Here is a 23006-nt window from a genome sequence, read left to right on the forward strand (position 1 = left end):
ATTAAGATTTGAGTATTTCTACTTCTTCATGCGAATCAAATAAAACTATTTTTACAACAGATGCATAGTTTAATTTAAGTCGGAATATTTTGTTTAAAGGAATGCTTAAGCATTGTGCAATTAAGCAGCGTATTATACCAGAATGAGTTACTATTGCTGCTGTGCTGTCATCCTCAATTGAAGTTTTGCAATGTTTTAAAAAGGCATTGGCTCTGTTGTTCATATCACCGAGCGACTCTCCATTTGGAGGGGGTAGGTGAACGAAGTCGGCCGACCAAGTTTCCATTTGCTCTTTGGGTATATCATTCCATTTCATTAGCTCCCAATCGCCAAAATCAATTTCTTTGAGCAAGTCATTGTAACGAATGGTTTTATCCGTAAATAACTCCTGTGCCAATACTTTGCACCTTTTTAGGGGGCTGGAATATACGGTATCAATCTCGGCCTGATTTAGTAGTTGATTGATTTCATTAGCTTCATGGTGAAATGAAGCTGTAATATCTAAATCGGCTTGCCCGTAACATACACCAGGTTCTACCTTGGGTGTGGTATGACGAATGATATATAGTGTTTTCATCAGTTAAATAGTATCAAGTATCAAGTATCAAGTATCACGACTTTGTCGGGATATTGATTTCTGATACGATTCAAACAATTTCTAAATAATACCTTTTTCAATTAAAGTGCCGAGTGCAATTATGCTTAGGTAAAATACTATCTCGGTTACCTGCTGAACTGTTCCAAGAGCATCTCCCACATAACCACCTATCCATTTTTTATAGTATTTTTCCAACCAAACTTTCGTAATAACAAGTGGTACAATACTTAGAAATATGATCCAGTTTTTGAATAAAAGCAAGGGGAGTAGACCAATAATGGATGCAATGAATAAATCTTTAAACTTTAAATTTTTAGTTACTGGTTTCGATTTGCTTAATTCATCCTCTCTTACATACGAGAGGGAATACATGGTAGAAACGGCAAATAAGCGACTAATGCTGTGCCCGGCAATAATACTAGGAATGATGATGCCAAGTGGTAGCGAGGTAATGGAATAAAACTTCAAAAGTAGTAGCATTATAGTGCCAATCAAGGCATAGGCGCCTACTCTTGAATCCTTCATGATATCCATTATTTTTTCGGTAGTCCAACCTCCGCCAAAACCATCACAAACATCGGCGAAACCATCCTCATGAAAAGCACCCGTTGTTATAATTGTGGCGATCATAGATAATATGACGGCTATTTCAATATTGAAAAGAAAATTAGCTACATAAAAGGCCAATGCCCCAATGCTTCCAACTACTATTCCCACAAGAGGAAAGTAACGATTGCATTTGTTTAAATTGTGCTCAGAATACCCAACCCACTTTGGCACAGGTATGCGCGTTATAAACATTAGGGCCGTGAAGAATAAGCGTAATTGATGTTTCATTTAATAAGTATCAAGTATAAAGACAAAAGTATAAAGATTTATTTCGAATTATCGAGATGATATAAGCGTTCGTTACTCTATATGTAGCATCCTTGCTTTTTCTATAGGCAATAAATCTTATGTCTTTATACTTTGGACTTATGTCTATTTTGAATAATTTATTTTTCTGTGGCTACTCCAGCATCGGCAAAACTACTCATATTATTTAGGAATTGAACCGCACTTTTAATAACTGGATAAGCAACCGCATTTCCGGTACCTTCGCCCAAGCGCATGCCTAAGTCTAGAATGGGTTCTGCATTTAAATGATCGAGCATTAATGCGTGCCCTTTTTCGTTTGATTTATGGCAGAATAGTGCATAATCAGCAATGGTTACATTTATTTTTGAAGCTGCTAAAAATGCCGCAGTAACAATAAAACCATCTACCATCACAATCATTTTTAATTCTGCTGCCTTAAGCATAGCTCCGCATATGGTGGCAATTTCGAAACCGCCATAGGTGGCCAAAATTTCTAGTGGAGAATTGGGTATGCCTTGTTTGGCTATGGCTTTAGCAATAACTTCAGCCTTGTGTGCAATTCCTTTTTCATCGAGCCCGGTACCTGCTCCGGCAGCATCTTTAGCATCAATATTGGTATAAGCCGTGAGAAGTGCTGCTGCAGCGGTGGTGTTACCTATGCCCATTTCGCCAAAACCAATAATATTAGTTCCGTTGGCGTGCAATTTTTCGGTAATTGCCGCACCATTTTGCATGGCTTGTTCGCACTGAGCGATAGTCATGGCAGCTTCGGAGGCAAAGTTTTTTGTGCCTTTGGCAATTTTGTAATCTAGTAAACTAGGATGTTTTTCAAAATCGAAGTTAACACCCGTGTCGGCTAGCACAAGTTCTATGTTGTTTTGCTGTGTGAAAACATTTATTGCAGCACCACCACCTAAAAAGTTCATCACCATTTGAAAGGTTACTTCTTGAGGGAATGGGCTAATACCTTCTTGCGTTATGCCATGATCGGCCGCACAAACTAAAATAGCCGGTTTGTTTAAGGCAGGACTTAATGTATCCTGAATTTTACCAATTTTGAGTGCGATGGTTTCTAATTTACCTAGCGATCCTTGTGGTTTGGTTTTGGTATCTATTTTTTGTTGAAGTGCTTCCTCTATTTGAGTAGAAATGGGTTCGATGTTGAAATTCATAAGCGTTGATATGTGTTTAGACTTTTTAGTTTTTTATTTAACAAGAGTCTAAATGTAAGGCTAATTTAGTTTAAATTTTAGTTTGCGGATAGTAATATTTGCCATAATAATGGTATGACTTTGATTGCATTCAACAGGGTTAATGCTTTGTTTTCTTCTTTTGTGATGAAATGATCCATTTTGTTGCCATACCTAGCCTTTGCACCGCTATACCTAGCCTTTTTATGACAAAGAGTCACTTTTTACAATAATACCTCTCCTTTTTATCACCATACCTTGCCTTTTTACCACTATACCTCTCCTTTTTATGTCAAGGAGACAGTTTTTGAAAAAGGGCATTGCCTTTTTGGGCTGTGGTTTAGTTTTTCGGGTTTAAGAGGTTTATATATGCTTTAGCAGCAGGGATTGGAATGACATTGGGTGCCTTGTTGGCTTAGTTTTATAGGGAGGGTGGAGGCGACCGCAGGAAGCCCACGCAGCAACCATATAATACTTAGCCAACACGGTGCCCAATAATGTGTAAAGCCCGTTTAGCTGCCCTTGAAATTAGTTTGACTTGTAATTATATGGTTTTTGATGGCTTTTGTTGTGAATGGGACAGAATAACTATAAATGAAGAAAGCCACTTTGTACGGATACAAAGTGGCTTTTGAATATGATGTAATTGGTATTACAAATACTTAGTTGGCATAGTAGCTATTTTGCTGTATGCTTCCTTTTGATGCGTCAATTTCGCGCTGCGGAATGGCAAATAAGTTTTTACCTGAAGCTTGAGAAATTTCCTCTTCACCAACGTTAGGTACTAAGAAAGATCTGTTGTTTCTTAATAAGTCGTACGAACGGTGGTTTTCACCAGTAAATTCTCTTCTACGCTCATCTAAAATATCATCTAATGTTACCTCAGTAGCATCTGTGTAATTAGTGAATCTGTTTCTGCGTAGATCGTTGTAATATTTAAGTGCGTCGGTGCTGTTACCTTCTTTAACAGCAGCTTCGGCAGCAATTAAATAAAGCTCGGCAATACGGATTACCTGAACCGGGTTAATGGTTACTTGGTTATCTCTACCTGCAAATTTATTTAAATGAGTCATTTCTTCACCACCTTCGTTAAGGCTTGTGATGATAACGTCTTTACGTACATCATTGGCATCAGATTGAATAAATGCAATTTCTTCATCTGTTGGAAATACCTCTTCGTACGAATCGGGCTGTGTATAGTAACCAACACTGTTTAATGAAGCATTGTAACGTGCATTAGCTATAATGGCAAATAAGTTACCCGGTCCGTTTTCTTTAGTCCATGCATCCACATAGTTTGAGGCATCTACCAAAGGAATACTTGACCCTTCAATAACTTCTTTGGCTAGGTCTAAAGCTTCTTGGTCTCTTTCTAAATATAAAAGAACTCTTGCCTTAAGGCCTTTAGCTGCCGAAACACCAACACCACCGCCACCGCGTGTAATATCTTCGTTTAAGAAAGTGATTGCTGTATCGTAATCGGCTACAATAAAATCGTAGGTTTCCTCAAGACTTGCTCTTGTTGGCAAATGATCGGTACCATATAATTTATCAGCCAAAGGAATTCCCATTACATTACCATTTGCATCTTTATTACTCGATTGAGATGCATAAGTTGGTAGGTCGGCAAACGTACGGGCCACATCAAAATGGATGGTAGCTCTAATTGCATAAAGCTCGCCTACTAATTGATCGTACTTAGGATCTTCTTGTTCGTCGGCAGGTACATTTTCTTTTAGTTCAATTGCTCTGTTAACTGCACCAAGAGCTTTGTACATTTGCTCCCAATAACCTAATGCGAAATGCGAAACTGGGTTGGTATCGTAACGACCTACAGGTGAAAACTGGTTGAACGATTTTAATGATTTGTAACCATCGCCACGTAAAGCACCTGTTACACCAAAATCGCCTGAATAGTAATAACGGTGATTCATTAAATGGTAAACACCATTTACAACGTAATCAAAATCAGTTAATGATTCAACGACTTCATCGTCGGGAAGACCTGTTGAAGGGTCTTCGTTTAAGAAACTTTCCATACATGAGCTAAAAGCAAATGCAATAGTCAGTAGAATTGTATATAATTTTATTTTGTACATAATTGTAGTGTTTTGTGATTAGAAACTTAAGTTAACCCCTAAAGTATAAGTACGTGCCGCAGGTGTATCTGCCGTTCTGTATCCATTTAATGGTACTTCAGGCTCAATGTTGTCTTCTTTAGTCCATGTTAATAAGTTACCACCTACAAAATATACGGTAACATCGCTAAAGCCTGCTTTGGTAAGCATTTGCTTTGGTAAAGTGTATCCAATACGTAGCTCTTTTAATCTGATGTGATCTGTTGATAAGATATGACGTGATGAAAATTGATCAGATCTGTAGTAAGATCCTGTTACATCAGTACCACCTAACATTCCACCAAAAACAGGAATTGGGTTTTTTGCATCGTCACCAGGTTGTTGCCAATAATCAGAAGCAGTAGATTCAGGAGTAAAGTTACCTGCTCTTAAACCATCGTGATGAGAGAAATAACCTGGGTAGTTAAACATTTCGCCACCAAAACTATAGGTTACTAAGGCGCTTAATTCCCAGTTTTTAAATTTCAATCCGGTATTTACCGATCCCATAAAATCAGGAACTGCTTTACCAACAACTCTTCTTTCAGCTTCGTTAATGTTGGTAGTTGTTGAGCCATCTTCTTTATACCATGTTCCTAAACCAGTTTGGCTATCAACGCCAGCCCATTCAGGTAAGTAATAAGAGTACATACTTTCGCCTTCGCGATAAATATACATACCACCATCACCTGTAACAATATCTTCGTTATTTGGTAATTGATCAACAATAGCTTTTTGCTTGGTAACGTTAAAACCAACATCCCAACGCCAGTCGCCTTTGTCGATTATGTTTGCGTTAAATTGAAACTCAACTCCAGAGTTAATAATAGAACCTGCATTACCAACATAACTTCCAAATCCGTTATTTACCCAACTAGTTGGGAACTCAATAATAAGGTCATCAGTGTATTTGTTGTAGTACTCAACCGTAGCATTAAATCGGCTTAGAAAAGAAAAGTCAACTCCTATGTTAAAGTTTTTCGATTTCTCCCAAGTTAACTCATCATTACCTAGGTTTCCTGGGAAAAATCCAGGGGCACCATTAATACTTCCTGTTAAGAAATAGTACGACATATAATCGTAATACCCTGGAGGTAAAGTACCATTAGTACCATACGATGAACGAACTTTTAAGTCATCAACCCAAGTGGCATCAGACATAAAGCTTTCCTGAGAAATTCTCCAGCTACCTGATACAGACCAGAATTGTCCCCATCTGTTATCTGAAGCTAAACGAGAAGAACCATCCGCACGTAATGATGCAGAAGCGTAATATCTGTTATCGTAGTTGTAGTTAAAACTAGATAAATAAGAAACTAATTTTGCAACATCAGTTTGTGAGTCTGAGCTAGTTGGAGTACCTAAAGAAGCTTCATCCAATTTATCGGTAGGCATGTTTTGCATGGTCATACCTTTAAATTGATAAGTTTGAGCTTGCACTTCCATACCACCAATGGCATTAATGTTATGTTTTTCGTTTAAAGTTTTAGTGTAGCTTAAGATATTTGAGTTGGTTATGCTAGTGTTATTGTAACCTTGCATATTTAAATATCCATTGTAATTCATTCCGTTTAATGAATATGGACTCCAAAATTCTTTGCTATCAATTGCTGAATGATCAATACCAACAGTAGTTTTAACCATTAAATCTTCTGTGATATCCGCCTGAGCATAAGTTGTAGCTAAGTAACGGAATGTAGTTGTAGTTAATGTTTCGCGCTCACGACCCGTTCCGCCTAAACCAACTTCGGGGTGAGGGGCTCTACTGTATGGGTTTGTTGATTCTGGGTTATATGATCCATCTGCCAAATAAGCTGGAGCTGTTGGGTTCATCTGGAATAAAATTCCAAGAGGAGAAGTGGTTCCAATACCTTGCGATTGATCACTTTGATCTCGTTTACCATTCTGTGTTGTATTACTTACCGACTGATTTACACCAAACGAAAACCAGTTGTTGGCTTTGTGGTTTAAGTTAACACGACCAGAGATACGCTCAAAATCAGTACCTAAAACCATACCGTTAACTTTGTTATATCCGGCACCAGCATAAAAGTTTGTTTTCTCGTTTCCACCAGAAGCTGAGAATTGGTAGTCCATAGAAGAACCGTTGCCATAAACAATATCGCGGTAATCGGTGCTATGTCCTGGTGTATTGATATATGCGCCAGAAGCTCCGTTAGCATATGCATTAGCCTCATTCATATGAGCATCTCTATTGCCATAGTTTGGGCTTGATGGGTTAAATACACCTTGCTTAGCTAAGTATTCGTTAGCAAAACCATCGTGTACCCATTGTTCGTATTGAGAACCACTCATCATTTCAAACGAGTTAGTTGCTAACTCTGAAATACCGTGCTCTGCTTTAAAGTTAAACTGTGTTTTACCTTCTTTACCTTTTTTAGTGGTGATGATGATAACACCATTGGCAGCACGCGATCCGTATAATGAAGCAGCAGCAGCATCTTTTAATACTGTCATTGTTTCAATATCATCGGGGTTCATGGTTGCTAATAAGTTTGAAGATCTTTCTGCATGACCGAAATCACCAGTCTCCATTGGTACGCCGTCGATTACATATAGTGGTTGAGTAGAAGCATTCATTGATCCTACACCACGTATTTGAACCTCACCAGCCGAACCTGGATCACCATTGGTTGAAGAAATACGTACCCCTGAAACTTTACCAGCTAGGGCTTTATCTACAGACTCAACGGATGAGTTACTTTTTAATTTTTCGTTGTTAATAGAGGTTGCCGAACCAGTAAATGATTCTTTTTTTGCAACACCATAAGCAACTACCATTACTTCTTCAACGGCCACAGCATCATCGCCCATCAATACGTTTATCACGTCTGAAGTTATAGCTCTTTCAATAGTCTCCATACCAATGAAAGAGAATACTAATGTTTCTGCATCGGCAGGCACTGTAAGGTTGTAGTTACCATCAAGGTCGGTTACTGTACCTACAGTAGTGCCTTTAATTACAATTGATACTCCCGGTAAAGGTTCATCTGTCCCACTTTCTGAAATGTGTCCTGTAATGTTCTTGTCTTGGGCAAAAGCTACGCTCGTAGCCATAACAAGCAAAAACAGTAAGGTTTTTAATTTTCGCATAAATAATAATTATAATAGTGTAAATAGTTGATAGCTATTATTTGGGCGTGTAATACCAAATGCATTATTGAATGATGGATCAGAAATTGAATTATTTATAGATTCTACGATGAATAAAATAGAGATATAGCCATGGCTACATTGATATTTTATGAAGCTGTAGAAGCTTTATATAAACAATTTGTATCAATCATTTGATGATGTTTTTGGTATAATTCCCAAATGCGAAAAACAGAGAGATGTTATGCTTAGGTAAAAGCAAAAAGCAAGTTTAATACAGTGATGTATTGGTTTGAGAGTTTATCAAATTATAAGGTAATACCCGGGTTTAATGGGTAATTCATAAGAGTAGGGTGAAAGGTAATTTGTGTGTGTTTTAGGTGCTGCAAATATAGATTGACTAAAATATTTATGCAAATATCAGAGACTTACATCTTTTAGTAAAAAGGTATAAAACGTGGGTGTGAATATTTGCAAAAAAATAGTGAGTAGTAGTTGTTGTTGGGTAAATGGCTTGTATATAAATGACATACGCGGCTTACAATTTGAAAGCTGTGATATGTAAATGTAAGGTATTGTTGGAGTGAAAAATATTTGAAATAAATCCTCTTTTTATAGGGGGTAATTCTTATTTTATCCTTTTTACGTAAGAATACCCTAAAGAATTAACAGTTTCTTTAACCATATCATCATTTATTGAGGTCCCTGTTACAATAACTGTGTTTTTTTGCGGATTGGCACTTGCTGTACTAACCCCATCCTTTTGTTTAAGGTTGTTTTCAACATTAGCCTTGCAATGGCTACATGTCATCCCAGTAACCGAATATTCTGCAGTTTTACTAACACCAACAAAATTCATCTGCTGAGGATTTAAGTTAGGTTTGTTGTTGGTAATATTAATGCTGGTATTGGTAGTTATTGGAGCTGAGTAGGAATTGTTCTTTTTATGTCTTTTTATATATCCATAAATTACTAACCCCACAAGTGTTAAAGACGATAATATTTTAAACCAATGCGGTAACATTTCATGGTTGTGATGCATGTGCTCATTTTGAGCAATATTGAACCATTCACTTGGTAAAAAGTGATTGATAAGAAATCCAAAAGCAATTGCACCTCCAATGATTGAAAATAGGTAACTGAATAGTGTTTTATTACCAAATACCTTTTTTATTACTGTTATGGTTGCCGCATTTGTTGCTGGTCCGGCCATTAAAAAAATAAGTGCAGCCCCAGGTGATAAACCTTTCATCATTAATATGGCCGCAATGGGTACCGAAGCTGTGGCACATACATAAAGTGGGATAGAAGCCAATAGTACCATAAGCATGCTTAATGGTTCGTTGTTGATGTATTGGATGAAAAAGTTATCTGGAATTATGGTTGCCAGTGCAGCGGCAATCAATAAACCTATAATTAACCATTTGGCTATATCCATTAAAAATTCATTGAAACCATATTTTAAGACTCGGCCTAAGGAATGATCCGTTTTTTTTGTGCCACTTTTTATGGGAGCTGCCTCTATTTTTTCCTCTTTATCAATCGCGTTAGTTAAAACACCTCCTAATACACCTGTTATAAGTGCAACAATAACTCTGATGATTGCAAAGGGCAAACCTAAAAGAGAATAACTTACCAATACGCTATCTACACCTGTTTGGGGTGTTGAAATCAGAAAGGAAACACTAGAACCTTTTGAAGCTCCGTTCTTATAAAAAGAAATCCCGGTAGGTATAACTCCGCATGAACACAAAGGAAGTGGGATGCCTAATAGTGCCGTGTTAATAACCGACATCAAATTATTTTTGCCCATATATCTGTTAATCCACTTTTGCGGAAACCATACCTTAAGTACTCCTGCAAAGAAAAAGCCTAATAATAAATATGGGGCCATTTCATTGGTGATGCTGATTAGTTCCTGAAAGAATTGATATATATATTGCATGATGTTTTTTTCTGTTTTATACTAAACGTATTAAAAGGACTAGTGTTTGAATTGGGCTTGTAAAAGTATTTAATTATTAGGCATAAAAAAATCCCCTCGAAAGGGGATTTTGTATCTAATGATTTTTAAAATCTTAAAAAGTTTGTTGAGCAATGAGTGTATTGCGAAGTGAAGAGTGCTTAATATTTTGCACTTTATTCTTCTGACTTCTAACCGAAAACTTAAAAAACGATAGGATTAACGCATATCAATCACATCAACATCAGGATTTGCATTTGTGTCAAATACAAACATAGCGTCTTCCATTGTGTTATTGGTATTCATATTTTTGATTGTGATGGTGTAATTATTGCCATCTTTTCCTACCTGCTCTATTGAGTAAATATCGTTACTCTCTTTAATTACCTTTAATTTAATGCGAGAATAAGGTTTATCTCTGTTTTCAGGATAAAGATCAATTACTTCAACTGTGACGCCATCAATAGTTTCTTCGCCTTTATATGCGAACTTAAAACCGCTTTGATAAATAGTAAAAATAGTAGCAGGATTTAAAGTTTCTTCATCTTCCGGATCGGGTTCATCTACATTTACTTCTTCCGCATCTATCATATGCGTCCATAATGTTTTGCCATCAAAATAAGAGTCCACATCCATTAATGAAGCTTTGTATTTTTCTCCTTTAATAAATATGATACCGTCGTACTCTTCACTTATTTCTTCTTGTTTGTTTTCCATTCCAAACGAAAAATCAGCTTGAATGGTAGTATACGTTTTTGTTTTGTTAGTAACCTTATCAAGTATTCCTTTTGCTTTTTCAGCATCTTGCGCCATTACCAAAGTGGGTAAAATAGCTAGTATAAATAGTAGTTTCTTCATGCGTTTTTTAATCTATAATTAATGAGTTTACTCTTTAGTGTTTCAAAAATGATACCATCATTACAAGCTATCTAATAGTCTTTGTAGCTCAGCTTCATCTTGTATTTTAACTTCGCGTGCTTTACTTCCCTTAAATTCGCCCACAACTCCAGCAGCTTCAAGTTGGTCAATAACCCTACCTGCTCTGTTGTAACCAATAGAAAAACGACGTTGAATAAGAGAGGTTGATCCTGATTGATTGGCCACTACAATTTTAGCAGCTTCCTCAAAAATGGCATCTCGGTTACTCATGTCTACCTCGCCTGGTCCGCTATCTGCCGATTCACCAACATACTCGGGCAATTCAAATGCACTGGCATATCCTTTCTGCGATCCAATAAAGTCGTTAATTTGTTCCACTTCTGGTGTATCTACAAAGGCGCACTGTACACGAACCAAGTCACTACCCTGAGAAATAAGCATATCACCACGTCCGATAAGTTGGTTAGCACCCGGGGAATCTAAAATAGTTCGCGAGTCAATCATCGAAGCAACTTTAAATGCCACCCTAGTTGGGAAGTTGGCTTTAATAACCCCCGTAATAATATTGGTTGATGGGCGCTGAGTAGCAACTATCATATGTATACCCACGGCACGTGCAAGCTGTGCAATACGGGCAATTGGCATTTCTACTTCCTTACCAGCCGTCATTATTAAGTCGGCAAACTCATCAATAATAACCACTATATACGGTAAAAAACGGTGACCGTTCTCGGGGTTTAAGCTTCGTTTGACAAACTTATGGTTGTATTCTTTAATGTTACGAGCATGTGCTTTTTTTAGCAAATCGTAACGCGTATCCATTTCAATGGTTAATGAGTTAAGTGTATTAACCACTTTTTGTACATCGGTGATAATGGCATCATCATCTTCACTAGGCATTTTAGCCAAGAAATGACGTTCTATTTTGCTATAGATGTTCAGCTCTACTTTTTTAGGATCAACTAAAACAAACTTTAATTGCGATGGATGTTTCTTGTATAGTAGAGATGTAATAATGGCATTTAAACCAACCGATTTACCCTGACCTGTAGCACCGGCCACAAGCATGTGCGGAGCCTTTGCTAAATCAATAACATAGGTTTCGTTCGAAATGGTTTTACCTAAGGCTACTGGTAATTCATATTTAGATGTCTGGTATTTTTTTGCGCTTAATATTGTTTTCATCGATACCACTTCAGGTACCGAATTTGGCACTTCAATACCAATAGTACCTCTACCTGGTATTGGGGCAATAATACGAATACCCAATGCAGCTAGTGATAAGGCAATATCATCTTCAAGATTCTTAATTTTTGAGATGCGAACACCTGGAGCAGGAACTATTTCATATAGAGTAATGGTTGGCCCTACTGTGGCTTTAATGCTTTTAATTTCAATTTTGTAATCAATAAGTGTATTTACAATATTGTCTTTGTTAGCATTTAATTCTTCTTCGCTAACTTGTTGGTTTCCTAAATGGTGTTCTTCGAGTAAATCAAGCGGAGGTAATTGGTAATTCGATAAATCTAGGGTTGGGTCATAATCTCCCAAAGGTGTATTGTCGTTACTTTCCAATACCTCTTCTTCTACACCTTGTTCAACTGTAAATGTATCTTCTGATTCAGAATCACTTCCTTTGTTTTCAGAAATATCAAACGTAAGTTCAGTTTCTTTTTCAACAGGAGTAGTCGCTTCTATAGTTTCTTCTTCAATGGGTTTTGTAATGGTAAACGATTCCTCCTCTTCAGCAACAGTCTCTTCCTTACTATCAGTAGTAGTTATCTCTTCTTCTGCTATTGGTTCTTCCGTAATTACAGTTTCTTCGTTTTGTACATTATCAACACTTGTGTTAGCATTTGATACCGTATTTGGGATGGGTTCTTTCTTTGCGAATAGCTTTTTAACCGCCGGAATAAATCCTTCAAAGGTAAAGGCTAAATAAGTAGTAAGAGTAAAGCAAAGAACTAAAATTATACCCACATTGCCCAAGGCAGATACAATCCATTTGCTGGTGAAATAGCCCATCTCGCCACCTAGTAGTAAATATCTATCGTTAACTGATGAGATAAACAGATAACCTAAAAAAGTAGATAGCCACGCTGTAATAAAAAAACTATTGAGCACGGTTTTCTTTAGCGATGTAATTCGTATTCTAAATAAACGGAATGCCAAAACAATTAATACTGCAATAATTGAAATGGCACTAATGCCTGCCCCTGTGTTGATAAATAAATCAGCAAAATAGGCACCAATTTTACCAGTCCAGTTCTCAACATTGATATCTGAATTACTAATAAACTCAAAAAAATCGATGTTAAACTTACTGTGATCAGCACCTCCTGTAAAAATGAAGGATATAAATGCAACAAATAAAAATATTGAAAAGCCTATTAAGAACAATCCGCTAATAATACGAACTCTAAAATCACTTAGCTTCACCTTTAGCTTGTCGATTAGGCTTGGTTGTTTTGCTTTACTTTTTCTTGACTTACTCGCCATACGAAATATTATGTTTTTTACATTATACTTATCGGTTCACAAAATTAATAATTGCTCCTACTTATCCTTTAAATCAACGTAAAACTTTTGTGCTTAATATTTATTATTAAACCCATTTTTTAAATAGATGTATGTAAAACTAAAGTTATAAATTATTAAAAGAGGCGCTGATACAATAAGTAGCTGTCTATATAATTTGTTTTTAGCTTATAATTAGATAATTTTGCGCACAATTTAGAATTATTCAAAATAGTTAATACATATAATAAAATATAATTATCATGGATAAGAAAACGATTCTTGTTATTCTTGATGGATGGGGATTTGGAAACAAATCAAAATCTGACGTAATCTCAACTGTAAATCCTCCTTATTGGAATAAATTAGTTGAAAAATATCCAACCTCTCAACTGCAAGCTTCTGGCGAATTTGTTGGTTTGCCTGATGGGCAAATGGGAAATTCTGAAGTAGGTCACCTTAATATTGGTGCTGGTAGAGTTGTTTTTCAAGACTTAGTTAAAATTAACAAAGCTTGTGAAGACGGATCTCTTGCTGAAAACCCAGAGCTTAAAAAAGCATATGCTTACGCTAAAGAAAACAACAAAAAAGTTCACCTTTTAGGATTAATGTCTCAAGGTGGTGTTCATAGTAGTCAAGCACACATTCACGCTTTATTAGATGTAGCTAAAGACAATGGTTTAACTGATGTTTTTGTACATGCTTTTATGGATGGTAGAGATACTGACCCAAAAAGTGGTAAAGGTTTCATGACTGAGTTAGAAGCTCACATGGCTAAATCAGTAGGTCAAGTAGCAAGTGCTACAGGTCGTTATTATGCAATGGATCGCGATAAGCGATGGGAGCGTATCAAAGTAGCTTACGATGCAATGGTAGCTGGTGTTGGCGAAGAGTCAACTACAGATGTGACTGCTGCTATTCAAGCTTCTTACGATGCTGATGTAACTGATGAGTTCATCAAGCCAATTGTAAAAGTTGATGCTGATGGAAATGCAGTTGCAAAAATCGAAGAAGGTGATGTAATTGTATTCTTCAACTACCGTAACGATAGAGCAAAAGAGTTAACGCAAGTATTAACTCAACAAGATATGCCAGAAGAAGGAATGAAAACAATTCCTTTACACTATTGTACAATGACTCCTTATGATGCTAAATTCGAAGGAATGCACATTCTTTTTGATAAAGAAAATGTACAAAATACAATTGGTGAAGTTGTGGCAACTGCAGGTTTAAAGCAATTACGTATTGCTGAAACAGAAAAATATGCACACGTTACATTCTTCTTTTCAGGAGGTCGCGAGGCTGAGTTCGAAGGCGAAGAGCGTATCTTAGTAAACTCTCCAAAAGTAGCTACTTACGATTTACAGCCTGAGATGAGTGCTTACGAGGTAAAAGATAAAGTTGTTGCTGAGTTAAATGCTAATAAATTTGACTACATCACATTAAACTTTGCCAATACTGATATGGTTGGTCATACAGGAGTTTATGAAGCAATCGAAAAAGCAGTTGCTGCTGTTGATGAGTGTTTAGAAGGAGTTATTGAAGCTGCCAAAGCAAATGGTTACGAAGCTATTATTATTGCCGATCATGGTAATGCTGATAATGCTGTTAATGCTGATGGCTCTCCAAATACAGCTCACTCCTTAAACCCAGTACCATTTGTTTGGGTTACTGAGCGTCAAGGTGAAGTTGCTGATGGTGTATTAGCTGATGTTGCTCCATCAATCCTACAATTAATGGGAGTTGAGCAACCTGCTGACATGACAGGTAAGTCTTTAATTACTTTAAAATAAGACATAAGTATCAAGACATAAGTATTAAGACTGATTTGCTTCTTTGTGTTGCAGATCAGTCTTTTGTCTTTATACTATAACCTTTATACTTATTTCACATGATTCAAATCGAAGATAAAATATTAAGCCTCGACCTATTCGAAAAAAAGTTCATCTGTAATATTGCCAAGTGTCATGGCATTTGCTGTGTTGAAGGTGATTCTGGTGCGCCACTTGAAAAAGAGGAAGCTGATATTATTGAAGAAATCTATCCTAAAATTAAAGATTTACTTTCTGAAGAATCAATTCAGGTAATTGAAGAAGAAGGTACTTCGGTAATCGACTTTGAAGATGAATTGGTAACGCCTATAGTAAATGGTAAAGAGTGCGTGTATACTTACTTTGATGAGAAAGGTGGAATACATTGTGCTATAGAGATGGCCTGGAAAGAAGGTAAGGTAAATTTCCGTAAACCAATTTCTTGTCATCTATATCCAATTCGTACTAAAAAGTTATCGCAAGGCGAAGCATTAAATTATGATGTTTGGCCAATTTGCAAAGATGCTATCGAGTTGGGAGAGAAGAAGGGAGTTTCGGTATATCGATTCCTGAAAGAACCTCTTATCAGAAAATACGGAGAAGAGTTCTATAAAGAAATGGAAGCTTCAGAAGAATATTTAAAAGAAAAAGGAATGATTTAATCATTCCTTTTTTTGTTTGGTATATCTTTATCAGAGTAAAATTTTAAAATGTGATGGTATGAGTAATGTATTGCCTTTTGAGCATAGTTATTGGATTATACCCGGTAAATTATTGGCAGGTAAATATCCTAAAACGCAAGAAGAATTAGATGCTTTATTAGCACTTGGTATAAAAACCTTTGTAAACCTGACTGAAGAAGATGAAACACAAAAAGATGGATCGCCTAACTTTAGGTACGATGCACACTTTAATTCATCAGAGGCTAAAATGTACAGAAAACCAGTTGAAGATGCCTCAATTCCTACTGTTGAAACCATGCGTGAGATTGCTGAAATAATAGATGACAGTTTAGTGGAAAATAAGCCCGTTTATTTCCATTGTGTTGGAGGTGTTGGCAGAACTGGAACGGTTGCGGGCAGCTATTTAATGCATAGTAAAATGGCTAATGCCGATAATGTTTTTGATATCATTGATTATTTAAAACGCACTAGTCCATTTAACGAGAAGAAATCTCCAGGTAGAGATACGCAACGTAATTTTGTGATTAATTTTAAATAGTCGTGCCTAATTTTGTGATAATTCATGTTGCGGCGAATTTTTAATGCCTATTATCTAAATTCTGGCGATCTATTTTTATAGATACTTGACAATGCTCATTCTTTCAGCTCTTTTGCTTCTCTACATTGCACTAAATTTAATCGTTACCTTATTATTATGATATAACAATGCATGGATAAGGTAAAAAATACAATTATTATGGAAGGGTTAAAAACATACATAAGCGATAATAAGCAACGTTTTTTAGATGAGTTATTTGAATTAATTCGAATTCCATCTATTAGTAGTATCGAAAGTCATAAGCCTGATATGTACAAATGTGCTGAGCAATGGAAGAAAATTCTATTGGAGGGTGGTGCTGATAAAGCAAAGATTTTTGAAACGCCAGGTAATCCAATTACCTATGGCGAAAAAATAATTGATGAGAAATTACCAACAGTTTTGGTTTATGCTCATATGGATGTGATGCCTGTTGATCCGGTTGATTTATGGGAAAGCGATCCGTTTGAACCGATTATTAAAGATGGTAAAATAATAGCTCGTGGTGCGGATGATGATAAAGGACAAAGTTTTATGCATGCAAAGGCTTTTGAGTTTATGGTTAAAACCAATCAGCTGCCTTGCAATGTAAAATTCCTTATCGAAGGTGAGGAGGAAGTGGGTTCTGTGAATTTACCTGCTTTTTGCGAGGCACATAAAGAAATGTTGAAGAGTGATGTGATTTTGGTTTCAGATACCTCTATGATAGCGCCAGGTATTCCATCAATTACCACCGGTCTGCGTGGCTTGGCTTATTGGGAGGTTGAAGTAACAGGTCCTAATAGAGATTTGCACTCTGGTTTATTTGGAGGAGCAGTTGCGAATCCAATTAACGAACTTACTAAGTTAATTGCTCAAATGACCGACGAGAATGGTCATATAACTATACCTGGTTTTTACGATGATGTGATTGAGGTTTCAGATGCCGAACGTAAAAAAATGGCACAAGCACCATTCGATCCCGAAGTGTATAAAAGCGCTATTGGGGTAGATGCCTTATTGGGTGAAGCTGGGTATACACCAAGTGAGCATACCGGAATTCGTCCATCATTTGATGTTTGTGGTATATGGGGTGGCTATACTGGCGAAGGTGCAAAAACAGTGCTACCATCAAAAGCTTACGCTAAAATTTCATCACGTTTAGTGCCAAATCAAGATCATGAAAAGATAGCGGAGTTATTTAAAGCGCATTTTGAAAGCATTGCGCCCGATTGTGTAAAAGTAAAAGTAACATCCTTACACGGAGGTCAAGGTTATGTTTGTCCTATTGACTTGCCGGCCTATCAGGCAGCAGAGCGTGCCTATGAAAAGGTATACAGTCGTAAACCAGTTCCTGTTCGTAGCGGAGGATCAATTCCAATTATATCTGAGTTTGAAAAAATATTAGGTGTAAAAACTGTTTTAATGGGCTTTGGTTTAGAGTCGGATGCTATTCACTCACCAAATGAGAATTATCCTTTAGAGCAATTTTATACAGGTATCGAAGCTATTCCATACTTTTATAAAGAGTTTGCAGACTTATCTAAGTAAAACTTATATTTTGTTAATAAGTAGGCTGAATAATTCTTTATTCAGCCTATTTTTGGTTTTATACAGCTAGAATAAACAAATAAAAGTTCACTTTACTTACAATTTGTAAGTAAATAAGCTTTGAAAGTGTTAAAATATTTTGGGCTCCGTGTTTTTTTGAGCTTAGATCCGATTGAAATTAAAAAATAATTAAGGAAGTGTTAATAAATAGGGTGTATTTGGCTTAAAAATGTCTTTATTTTTGTTAAAGTCCTCACTTTTTTGAAAAAAAAAGCATTTTTTCGAGGTTTTAAATTGAAATTATATATTTTTGCTTCGCTAACTCGAAGAAAAACTTAATTTTTATAAAGAATTATGGCAACATTAAGATTTCAAGCATTATCAGAGCTTCTTTCTAGATCAGCTAAAGAAGTAACGTTACCATCAAATAAGGTAACTGATTATTACGGGCAAAATGTATTCAATAAGGATACAATGAGAAAGTACCTTTCAGGAGATGCTTTCCAAGCAGTTCAATCTGCAAGCCAAAAAGGTGGTACAATTGACCGTAAGCAAGCCGATGGTATTGCTTCAGGTATGAAAGCTTGGGCTATTGAAAATGGTGCAACACACTATACTCACTGGTTTCAACCATTAACTGATGGAACTGCTGAAAAGCATGATGGTTTTATCGATTATGGTGATGATGGTTCTATCATCGAAAACTTTTCAGGAAAATTATTAGCACAGCAAGAGCCTGATGCTTCTTCTTTCCCTAATGGTGGTATTCGTCAAACATTCGAAGCTCGTGGTTATACAGCTTGGGATACTTCTTCACCAGCATTTATCGTAGGTACTACATTATGTATTCCTACTGTATTTATTTCATATACAGGTGAGGCATTAGATTATAAAACTCCTTTATTAAAAGCACTAGCTGCTGTTGATGAGGCTGCAACTGCAGTTTGTCAATATTTTGATAAAAATGTAACAAAAGTACATACCAACATGGGTTGGGAGCAAGAGTATTTCTTAATTGATGAGGCTCTTTATCAAGCTCGTCCTGATATCGCTTTAACAGGTCGTACTTTAATGGGACACTCTTCTTCTAAAGATCAACAATTAGATGACCACTACTTTGGTTCTATTCCAGAGCGTGTATCTAAATTCATGATTGAGTTAGAAGTTGAAGCGCATAAATTAGGTATGCCTATTAAAACTCGTCATAACGAGGTGGCTCCTTCACAATTCGAGCTTGCTCCAATTTACGAAGAGGCTAACTTAGGTAATGACCATAACCAGTTAATCATGGATGTGATGAAGCGTGTTGCGCGTCACCATAAATTCCGTGTTTTATTCCATGAGAAGCCATATGCTGGAATCAACGGTTCTGGTAAGCATAACAACTGGTCTTTAGGAACTGATACAGGTGTAGTTTTATTAGCTCCTGGTAAAAATCCTAAAGGAAACTTACAGTTCTTAACTTTTGTGGTTAACACATTAATGGCTGTATATAAAAACCAAGATTTATTACGTGCATCTATATTAACAGCTTCTAATAGCCACCGTTTAGGTGCTAACGAGGCTCCTCCAGCAATTATCTCTGCATTCTTAGGAACTGAAGTTTCTGCCATGTTAGATAAAATTGTAGCTGAGGTACCAGATCACAAAATGACTCCGGATGAGAAAACAGCTCTTAAATTAGGTATCGGACGTATTCCTGAAATTATCTTAGATAATACAGATCGTAACCGTACTTCACCGTTTGCATTTACAGGAAACCGTTTTGAGTTCCGTGCTGTAGGTTCTGCTTCTAATGCAGCTGTATCTACAACAATGTTAAGTGCAGCTGTTGCAGCTGAATTAAAAGAGTTTAAAGTAGCTGTAGACGCTATTATTGAATCAGGTGTTAAGAAAGACGAAGCTATCTTCCAAGTTCTTAAGAAGATGATTATTGCTTTCGAACCAATTCGTTTTAATGGTGATGGTTACTCTGATGAGTGGAAAGTTGAAGCTGAAAAAAGAGGTTTAACTAACATTACAAGTGTACCACAATCATTAAGTACTTACCTTGATGCTCCATCTAAAAAAGTATTAGTTGACGGTGGTATTATGAGTGAAAAAGAGCTTGAGGCTCGTGTTGAAGTTGAATTAGAGAAGTTCACTTACAAAATTCAAATTGAAGCGCGTGTATTAGGTGATTTAGCAATCAACCATATTGTACCAACTGCAGTAGCTTATCAAACTAAGTTAATTCAGAATGTACAAGGTCTTAAAGATCTTTTCCCTGCTGATGAGTTTGAAGCTCTTGCTGGAAGTCGTTTAGAGTTAATTAAAGCTATTTCTTCACATACTTCTGCAATTAAGAAGATGAGAGGAGAAATGATTGAAGCTCGTAAAGAGTGTAATAAAATCGAAGAAGGTTTAGATAAAGCTTATGCTTACGATGAAAAAGTTCGTCCTTTCTTAGATCAAATTCGTTATCATGTTGATAAATTAGAATTAATCGTTGACGATGAAATGTGGCCATTGCCAAAATATCGTGAGATTTTATTCAACTTATAGTATTCAGAATACTTCAGATATAAGGGTCGCAATTTGCGACCCTTTTTTGTTTTTGTAATATGTATTAATTCAGGAAAGCTAGCTTTACTCCTTCTATTGTCATTCCAGTGCCCATAATCGCAAGTATTAGCCCCATAATTTTGCGTATAACAGTAATTAAGTTGACTCCTAAAATACTCACTACCTTATCGCTTAATCTAAAAAATAGGTAAGTTAAGCCTATCATTATTGCAAATGAGGCTATTAGTATTCCTATATGGATAAAATCGCTTTTTGTTACAAAGTTCATAGCTGTTACTATAGTTCCAGGGCCTGCTAATATCGGGATTGCTAAAGGAGAAATAGCGAGAGTGTCATCTTCTTCAATTTCAATTTGGTTGTGTTTAATTTTAGATTTTTTAGACTGTAGCATTTCAAATCCTACATAAAACAATAGGATACCACCAGTAATTTTAAAAGCAGGAATGGTAATGCCAAAAGCGCTAAAGATATATTTGCCTAATAGAATAAAAACAGTAACAATTAAAAATGCGGTGATGCAAGCAGTTTTAGCTGTTTTCTTTTTCTGCTTAGGGTTCTGTCCATCTACCAATCCTATGAAAATTGGAGTGTTTGCTATGGGATTCATTATAGCAAAGAATGCAGTTAATGCTGAAAATGTAAATGTTATTAAGTTTTCGTACATAAAGTGTAAATATCTTTATTTGTTGTAATATGTAATACTGGTTTTAGTTTATAAAAAAAAACTGTTTTTATAAGTTTGTACAATATAACACTTCTTATCAACGTTTTTATTGAGGTATTTTTATCTATTTTTACAACTCATTTGAAAATTGTGGTTTATACCAATGCGAAAATTTAATATACTTTACTTAGTTGTTATTGTCTTGATCACTGCGTGTTCTGGAAGTAAGAAACTTACTCAAGCCAAAAAGTCGTTTTCTATTGGTGAATATACTCGTGCTGCTGAGTTATACAAAAAAGCTTATGCAAAAGAGAAAAACAGATACTATAAAGGTGAATATGCCTGGTATATGGGCGAGAGTTATCGTATAACCAATAAACCTTTGAAGGCCGCATCAGCCTACTCAAAAGCGGTTCGTTACGAGTACCCAGAACGTGAGGCTCAATTTTACATGGCCGAAAGTTACCGTAAAGCCGGTAAGCTTGATAAGGCAATACCTGAGTATGAAGAATATTTAGAGAAGGTGCCTGCTGATATTAGAGCACAACGTGGTTTAGCATCGTGCATGATGCTGCAAAAAGAACCACAACCCAATCGATACATTATAGCTAAGGAGAAAGATTTAAACAGTAAATACAGCGATTATTCTCCTACCTATGCAGGTACAGAGTTTGATTACGTGGTTTTCGCCTCTATGCGTGTAGAGGGAAAAAGTAAGCGTAAAAATAGAATTACCGGTCAGGGTACCTCAAGTATCTTTTATTCTAAGAAGAATGCCAAAGGGGCATGGGAAGATCCGGCTCCATTTGAGGAGCCCATCAATAATCCTAAATTCGACGATGGTTCTCCATTTGTTTCTCACGATGGCAAAGAGCTGTTTTTTACCAGGTGTAAATTCGATAATGAAAAACCTACAGGGGCCGAGGTTGTTTCGTGTAAACGACAAGGAGGGCAGTGGGGCGAACCAATTAACGCAAGTCTGGCCTTGGATAGTACTTTGCTCGACAGTACTGTAATTGCACATCCAGCTCTTTCTGCTGATGGAGAAACCTTATACTTTGTTAGCGATATGGAAGGTGGTTATGGAGGTAAGGATATTTGGAAAGCTGAAAAAGCAGGAGAAGGACAATGGGGTGAACCTATAAATATGGGATCGGCAATAAATACTCCGGGTAACGAAATGTTTCCTTTTATCCGTAAGGATGGCATTCTGTACTTTAGTTCAGATACACATATTGGATTCGGTGGTTTAGATTTATTTAAAGCAGAATTAAATGAAGAAGGTAACTGGGATGTTACCAATATGGGTGAACCAATAAATAGTATTGGCGATGATTTTGGCATCGTATTTCAAGGGAAGGATGAAGTAGGATTATTTTCGTCTTCGCGAGGCAGTACAAAAGGGATTGATAATATATATAGTTTCGTTTTACCTAAATTAAACTTTTATCTTACCGGTTTAATTACCAATAATAACGAGGAAATAGTAACAGGTTCTTATCTGCGATTGATTGGAAGTGATGGTACTACTATGAAAGTAAAATCACCATCGGATGGTAAGTTTAAGGTAAAACTAAAGCCAAATACCGATTATGTTTTCTTAGTTGCAGCGGAAGGATATCTTAATAAAAAGGTGAAGTTTTCTACCAGTGGAGAAGTGAATGATAAAAGCTTCGAATACAATATAGTAATGGAAAAGCCCCTTCAGAAGGTAAACTAAGGTTGGGGTAAATCTATATATCTGTGACATTGTAGATTTTTACCTTTGATAAGGTACCGTTTAAATCTATGCTTATTGTTGAAGTCGTTTACGTGTTGCCAAAGCTTGCCTAGGTTTTTTTCGAGCGTTGGCACCTTGCCATTCTATACTTATGTTTTAAACGGGCTTTGGCATCTTGCCATTGGCTACTTAGGTTTTGGTTGAGCTTTGGCAAAATGCC

The 23006-nt window shown here is 36.4% G+C and carries 15 protein-coding genes; 6 read left to right on the forward strand and 9 right to left on the reverse strand.

Annotated elements, in window-relative coordinates; translation table 11 throughout:
• Position 1: 1 nt before the first annotated feature.
• The 8 genes from cobC to QMO11_RS08215 all read right to left on the reverse strand — a co-directional run bounded on the left by cobC (position 2) and on the right by QMO11_RS08215 (position 13218).
• Positions 2-577 carry an alpha-ribazole phosphatase gene (gene cobC / locus QMO11_RS08180; RefSeq protein ID WP_282036840.1) on the reverse strand — a complete coding sequence of 192 codons (576 nt, stop codon included), beginning with the start codon at positions 575-577 and terminating at the stop codon, positions 2-4.
• An 81-nt stretch (positions 578-658) separates the two neighbouring features.
• The gene (locus tag QMO11_RS08185) at positions 659-1435 is read right to left on the reverse strand and encodes an adenosylcobinamide-GDP ribazoletransferase (protein WP_282036841.1); all 777 of its coding nucleotides are present in this window, start codon (positions 1433-1435) and stop codon (positions 659-661) included.
• Between the two features lie 158 nt (positions 1436-1593).
• Positions 1594-2628 (reverse strand): nicotinate-nucleotide--dimethylbenzimidazole phosphoribosyltransferase, encoded by a 1035-nt coding sequence (gene cobT, locus QMO11_RS08190; RefSeq protein WP_282036842.1) that lies wholly within the window; start codon positions 2626-2628, stop codon positions 1594-1596.
• Positions 2629-3308: 680 nt separating this feature from the next.
• A complete protein-coding gene (locus QMO11_RS08195) occupies positions 3309-4745 on the reverse strand; it encodes a RagB/SusD family nutrient uptake outer membrane protein (protein WP_282036843.1) in 1437 nt (478 codons plus the stop codon).
• Positions 4746-4763: 18 nt separating this feature from the next.
• Complete coding sequence (locus QMO11_RS08200) at positions 4764-7877, reverse strand: SusC/RagA family TonB-linked outer membrane protein (RefSeq protein ID WP_282036844.1); 3114 nt, start codon at positions 7875-7877, stop codon at positions 4764-4766.
• Between the two features lie 628 nt (positions 7878-8505).
• Entirely contained in the window at positions 8506-9822 is a 1317-nt protein-coding gene (locus QMO11_RS08205; protein ID WP_282036845.1) for a permease, read from the reverse strand.
• A gap of 237 nt (positions 9823-10059) precedes the next feature.
• Positions 10060-10698, reverse strand: coding sequence for an outer membrane lipoprotein periplasmic chaperone LolA1 (gene lolA1, locus QMO11_RS08210; RefSeq protein WP_282036846.1), 639 nt, complete (start codon positions 10696-10698; stop codon positions 10060-10062).
• 60 nt (positions 10699-10758) lie between these two features.
• Entirely contained in the window at positions 10759-13218 is a 2460-nt protein-coding gene (locus QMO11_RS08215) for a DNA translocase FtsK (protein ID WP_282036847.1), read from the reverse strand.
• A gap of 281 nt (positions 13219-13499) precedes the next feature.
• Here QMO11_RS08215 and gpmI point away from each other — a divergent pair, with 281 nt between their 5' ends.
• The 5 genes from gpmI (at position 13500) to QMO11_RS08240 (ending at position 20381) form a co-directional block, all read left to right on the forward strand.
• Complete coding sequence (gene gpmI, locus QMO11_RS08220) at positions 13500-15029, forward strand: 2,3-bisphosphoglycerate-independent phosphoglycerate mutase (RefSeq protein ID WP_282036848.1); 1530 nt, start codon at positions 13500-13502, stop codon at positions 15027-15029.
• A gap of 98 nt (positions 15030-15127) precedes the next feature.
• On the forward strand, positions 15128-15709 hold the full coding sequence (locus QMO11_RS08225; protein WP_068473873.1) for a DUF3109 family protein: 582 nt from the start codon (positions 15128-15130) through the stop codon (positions 15707-15709).
• 58 nt (positions 15710-15767) lie between these two features.
• The gene (locus QMO11_RS08230) at positions 15768-16268 is read left to right on the forward strand and encodes a protein-tyrosine phosphatase family protein (RefSeq protein ID WP_282036849.1); all 501 of its coding nucleotides are present in this window, start codon (positions 15768-15770) and stop codon (positions 16266-16268) included.
• 171 nt (positions 16269-16439) lie between these two features.
• Positions 16440-17837: a dipeptidase gene (locus tag QMO11_RS08235; RefSeq protein ID WP_282036850.1), complete on the forward strand. Its 1398-nt coding sequence runs from the start codon at positions 16440-16442 to the stop codon at positions 17835-17837.
• A 354-nt stretch (positions 17838-18191) separates the two neighbouring features.
• Positions 18192-20381 (forward strand): glutamine synthetase III family protein, encoded by a 2190-nt coding sequence (locus QMO11_RS08240; protein ID WP_068473868.1) that lies wholly within the window; start codon positions 18192-18194, stop codon positions 20379-20381.
• A 64-nt stretch (positions 20382-20445) separates the two neighbouring features.
• Here QMO11_RS08240 and QMO11_RS08245 read toward each other — a convergent pair whose 3' ends face one another.
• The gene (locus tag QMO11_RS08245; RefSeq protein ID WP_282036851.1) at positions 20446-21066 is read right to left on the reverse strand and encodes a MarC family protein; all 621 of its coding nucleotides are present in this window, start codon (positions 21064-21066) and stop codon (positions 20446-20448) included.
• Between the two features lie 163 nt (positions 21067-21229).
• On the opposite strand from QMO11_RS08245, the gene QMO11_RS08250 reads away from it, so the two are divergent.
• On the forward strand, positions 21230-22786 hold the full coding sequence (locus tag QMO11_RS08250) for a tetratricopeptide repeat protein (RefSeq protein ID WP_282036852.1): 1557 nt from the start codon (positions 21230-21232) through the stop codon (positions 22784-22786).
• The last annotated feature ends 220 nt before the right edge of the window (positions 22787-23006 follow it).

The organism is Saccharicrinis aurantiacus (assembly GCF_947489045.1).
In the GTDB taxonomy this organism is placed as follows: domain Bacteria; phylum Bacteroidota; class Bacteroidia; order Bacteroidales; family Marinilabiliaceae; genus Saccharicrinis; species Saccharicrinis aurantiacus.

What these genes read in the sequence shown, in the direction of transcription:
- QMO11_RS08185 (WP_282036841.1), bottom strand. Translation starts at nt 1,435, where the DNA reads ATGAAACATCAATTACGCTTATTCTTCACGGCCCTAATGTTTATAACG.
- QMO11_RS08235 (WP_282036850.1), top strand. Translation starts at nt 16,440, where the DNA reads ATGGATAAGGTAAAAAATACAATTATTATGGAAGGGTTAAAAACATAC.
- lolA1 (WP_282036846.1), bottom strand. Translation starts at nt 10,698, where the DNA reads ATGAAGAAACTACTATTTATACTAGCTATTTTACCCACTTTGGTAATG.
- QMO11_RS08200 (WP_282036844.1), bottom strand. Translation starts at nt 7,877, where the DNA reads ATGCGAAAATTAAAAACCTTACTGTTTTTGCTTGTTATGGCTACGAGC.
- gpmI (WP_282036848.1), top strand. Translation starts at nt 13,500, where the DNA reads ATGGATAAGAAAACGATTCTTGTTATTCTTGATGGATGGGGATTTGGA.
- QMO11_RS08250 (WP_282036852.1), top strand. Translation starts at nt 21,230, where the DNA reads ATGCGAAAATTTAATATACTTTACTTAGTTGTTATTGTCTTGATCACT.
- cobT (WP_282036842.1), bottom strand. Translation starts at nt 2,628, where the DNA reads ATGAATTTCAACATCGAACCCATTTCTACTCAAATAGAGGAAGCACTT.
- QMO11_RS08240 (WP_068473868.1), top strand. Translation starts at nt 18,192, where the DNA reads ATGGCAACATTAAGATTTCAAGCATTATCAGAGCTTCTTTCTAGATCA.
- QMO11_RS08245 (WP_282036851.1), bottom strand. Translation starts at nt 21,066, where the DNA reads ATGTACGAAAACTTAATAACATTTACATTTTCAGCATTAACTGCATTC.
- QMO11_RS08225 (WP_068473873.1), top strand. Translation starts at nt 15,128, where the DNA reads ATGATTCAAATCGAAGATAAAATATTAAGCCTCGACCTATTCGAAAAA.
- QMO11_RS08205 (WP_282036845.1), bottom strand. Translation starts at nt 9,822, where the DNA reads ATGCAATATATATATCAATTCTTTCAGGAACTAATCAGCATCACCAAT.
- QMO11_RS08215 (WP_282036847.1), bottom strand. Translation starts at nt 13,218, where the DNA reads ATGGCGAGTAAGTCAAGAAAAAGTAAAGCAAAACAACCAAGCCTAATC.
- QMO11_RS08230 (WP_282036849.1), top strand. Translation starts at nt 15,768, where the DNA reads ATGAGTAATGTATTGCCTTTTGAGCATAGTTATTGGATTATACCCGGT.
- cobC (WP_282036840.1), bottom strand. Translation starts at nt 577, where the DNA reads ATGAAAACACTATATATCATTCGTCATACCACACCCAAGGTAGAACCT.
- QMO11_RS08195 (WP_282036843.1), bottom strand. Translation starts at nt 4,745, where the DNA reads ATGTACAAAATAAAATTATATACAATTCTACTGACTATTGCATTTGCT.